At 62.2% G+C, this 3406-nt stretch carries 3 protein-coding genes; 1 reads left to right on the top strand and 2 read right to left on the bottom strand.

Annotation, left to right across the window (positions count from 1 at the left end):
• Positions 1–107 precede the first annotated feature (107 nt).
• Both BZ163_RS00280 and xseA read right to left on the bottom strand, forming a co-directional pair.
• Positions 108–929 carry a M23 family metallopeptidase gene (locus BZ163_RS00280; protein WP_128869348.1) on the bottom strand — a complete coding sequence of 274 codons (822 nt, stop codon included), beginning with the start codon at positions 927–929 and terminating at the stop codon, positions 108–110.
• 3 nt (positions 930–932) lie between these two features.
• Complete coding sequence (xseA, locus tag BZ163_RS00275) at positions 933–2312, bottom strand: exodeoxyribonuclease VII large subunit (protein WP_128869347.1); 1380 nt, start codon at positions 2310–2312, stop codon at positions 933–935.
• Between the two features lie 164 nt (positions 2313–2476).
• On the opposite strand from xseA, the gene BZ163_RS00270 reads away from it, so the two are divergent.
• Positions 2477–3244, top strand: a complete 768-nt coding sequence (locus BZ163_RS00270; protein WP_128869346.1) for a sulfite exporter TauE/SafE family protein — start codon at positions 2477–2479, stop codon at positions 3242–3244.
• Positions 3245–3406 lie beyond the last annotated feature (162 nt).

Genomic DNA, 3406 nt, shown 5'->3' with positions numbered 1-3406 from the left:
CTGGCAAGCCAGCTCCTACAGTGATCGGGTGAACTTGATTTCCATGTAGCACTGATCCCTGTAGGAGCTGGCTTGCCAGCGAAGGGGCCGTCAGCCTCACCGAAGACTCAAGGCTGAAACGCACCTATAAAGATCGCCGGATCCACCCGCGCATCATTCAGGCTGATATTCCAGTGCATATGCGGCCCGGTCGCCCGCCCGGTAGCCCCGACTTTCCCGACCACCCCACCACGGGCCAACTGCTGCCCAACCTTCACGTCAATCTTCGACATGTGACAGAACATGCTGATAAAGCCCTGCCCATGATCGACAAACACCGTGTTGCCATTAAAGAAGTAATTGCCGACCAGAATCACCTTGCCCGCCGCCGGGGTCTTGATCGGCGTCCCCGCCGGCACCGCGAAGTCCAGGCCTGCATGGGGATTGCGCTCTTCGCCATTAAAGAAGCGGCGCACACCGAACTTGCTCGACAACGGGCCGTTGACCGGTTTGTCCAGTAACAGGTTGCTCGGCGTATTCGGACTGAAACTGCGGTAGGCCTGGATCTGCTCGGCCAACTCGCCCTCGATGCGCTTGAGATTTTCCGGGTCCGGATTGACCTGCTGCTTGTTCTTCAGGGTGATGCGCTGTTCCGGGTATTTCTTGCTGCCAACGGTGAAACTCAGATTGCGATTACCGCTGCTGATTTGCTGCGTGCCCGGCTTGACCGTCAACGGCACGCCGACAATCGCCAGCCAATTGTTCTGTTCCTTGACCACCAGCACCGGTTTGCCCTGATAGCTGGCTTTTGGCGCCTGGGTGGAGGCGCCCAGGTCGACCACCGCCACGCCACCCGGTACCGGTTTGTTCAGCAGGCGGGTGATGTAACTGTCGGCGTGGGCGTTGAAGGTCAGGCACAGCAACAGCAGCGGAGCGAGAAAGCGCGGCATGGATCAATCCAGTAAAGAGAGGGTGACAGGCGTCAGGTGATTGTCTTCGACCCGCACTTGCAGTTCGCCTTCGCCCAGTCTGGCTTTCAGGCGCTGGCCGGTGTGGGTTTGCGCAGCGTTGCGGATCGCGTTGCCGCGCTCGTCCAGCAGAATGCTGTAGCCACGGCTGAGGGTCGCCAGCGGGCTGACCACATGCAGCGTCTGCATCTGGCTTTGCAGTTGCAGGCGGCGGCCCTTGAGGCCTTCGCGCATGGCCCGGGGCAGGCGTTCGGCAAAGCTGTCGAGGCGCTGACGGAGCATCGCCAGCTGCCGACCGGGATGTTGCCCGGCAAGGCGGGTTTCCAGACGAATCAGGCGTTCGCGACGGGTATTGAGGTTGCGTTCGAACGCGCGGCGCAGGCGCATGTCCAGGTCGTCCAGGCGCTGCGCCTGCTGGCGCAAACGTTCGCCGGGATGACGCAGGCGGCGGGACATGCTTTCCAGGCGCAGTCGATCTCGCATCAATCGGTCACGAATACGCATCACCAGCCGTCGATGCAGGCTCTCGACCCGACGCACCAGGTCGCTGGAATCCGGCGCCAGCAGTTCGGCGGCAGCGGAAGGCGTCGGGGCACGAACGTCGGCCACGAAGTCGCTGATCGACACGTCGGTTTCATGGCCGACGGCGCTGACAATCGGCGTCACACAAGCGTCCACGGCGCGGGCCACGGCTTCTTCGTTGAAACACCAGAGGTCTTCCAGGGAGCCGCCGCCACGGGCCAGGATCAGCGCATCGAAGCCACGGGCGTCCGCCAGCTTCAGCGCGCGGACAATTTGCGCGGTGGCTTCGCGCCCCTGGACGGCGGTGGGGATCAGCGTCAGCTGCACCTGCGGCGCGCGGCGGCGGAACACGCTGATAATGTCGCGGATCACCGCGCCCGTGGGCGAACTGATGATGCCGATGCGTTGCGGATGCGCCGGCAGCGGCACTTTGCGCTCGGCACTGAACAGGCCTTCGGCGCTGAGCTTTTCTTTCAGTGCATCGAAGGCCAGGCGCAGTGCGCCGTCGCCGGCGGGCTCCACGGTATCGAGGATCAGCTGATAGTCGCCGCGGCCCTCGAACAGCGAGACCTTGCCGCGCACCTTGACCGCCAGGCCGTCCTTCAATGCCTGGCGCACCCGCGCCGCGTTCTGCCGGAACAGCGCGCACCGCACCTGGGCGCCGCTGTCCTTGAGGGTGAAATACACATGGCCGGACGCCGGGCGGGCGAGGTTGGAGATTTCGCCTTCGACCCAGATATTGCTGAACACGTCTTCAAGCAACACCCGCGCGCGGCCGTTGAGCTGGCTGACAGTCAGGACTTCCCGGTCAAGGCCGAGTCTTGCAAAGGGATCTTTAATCATGGGGCGCAGTTTAAAGGCATTCGGCGAACAATCTCCATGAGTCAGCGCAAATCCCTTTGTAGGAGCGAGCTTGCTCGCGAGGTGTGTCAGTTGACACTGATCTGGCTGACACACCTTCGCGAGCAAGGGATACAGTCAGGCGCTGAACTCAAGGAAGATCGGGAATGGACGTGTTTGAACTGTTGCACCAATGGCCCTTCGGCGCCACCGACTGGCTGGTGATCGGCCTGGCTATTGCCCTGGCCTATATCGTGTTCGGCATCGCCGGATTCGGTACCGCCCTGGTGGCAGGGCCGATTCTGATCCTGTTCATGCCCCTGTCGAAGATCGTGCCGCTGCTGGTGCTGCTGGATTTCGTCGCGGCGTTTGGCAATCTGCTGCCCTCGCGGCGGGATGTGGCCAGGCCCGAGTTGCTGCGCTTGTTGCCCTGCATGGCGGTGGGCTGCACCTTTGGGGTGATTTTCCTGCTGAACCTGCATTCCGAGGTGTTGCTGCTGTTGATGGGGCTGTTTATTAGCGCCTATGCGATTTACAGCCTGTGGGTCAAAACCCGTCCGACGCAATTATCCGCGGCCTGGGCCGTGCCGATGGGTACGGTGGGCGGGATGTTCGGGGCGTTGTTTGGCAGTGGCGGCTTTTTATATGCGATCTATTTGAACAGCCGGCTGCCCAAGGAGGCCGCCCGGGCTACCCAGAGCGCGCTGATCAGTTGCAGCACCGTGGTGCGCTTGAGCCTGTTTGCCGTCGCGGGGGTGTATGCCGAGCTACCCTTGTTGGTATTGGCCCTGTGTTTGTTGCCGGCCATGGCAGTGGGGCTGTGGATCGGTCGGCGGTTGACCATGAGATTGTCCCGCGAGGCGTTCGTGCGGCTGGTGACCTGGCTGGTGCTGGCCAGCGGGATTGCCTTGATCGGGCGGTATTTGAGCACTTGACCGGATTTTGTCAGGGATTAAGCTGCCGGCCGCCCTGGCGCCTTCGCGGGGCAAGCCCCGCAAGGCGGTCAAACGACACACCGCAGAAACATCCATTTTATGCAGTAGGGGCTTGCGACCATGGAACTCCTCAAAGCATCAATCGTCCCGAAAACTCTCCAC

Source organism: Pseudomonas sp. VI4.1, assembly GCF_002029345.1.
GTDB lineage: Bacteria > Pseudomonadota > Gammaproteobacteria > Pseudomonadales > Pseudomonadaceae > Aquipseudomonas.
Note: the sequence above shows the minus strand (reverse complement) of the source record. Positions and strands in the feature narration are given on the sequence as shown.

What these genes read in the sequence shown, in the direction of transcription:
- BZ163_RS00270 (WP_128869346.1), top strand. Translation starts at nt 2,477, where the DNA reads ATGGACGTGTTTGAACTGTTGCACCAATGGCCCTTCGGCGCCACCGAC.
- xseA (WP_128869347.1), bottom strand. Translation starts at nt 2,312, where the DNA reads ATGATTAAAGATCCCTTTGCAAGACTCGGCCTTGACCGGGAAGTCCTG.
- BZ163_RS00280 (WP_128869348.1), bottom strand. Translation starts at nt 929, where the DNA reads ATGCCGCGCTTTCTCGCTCCGCTGCTGTTGCTGTGCCTGACCTTCAAC.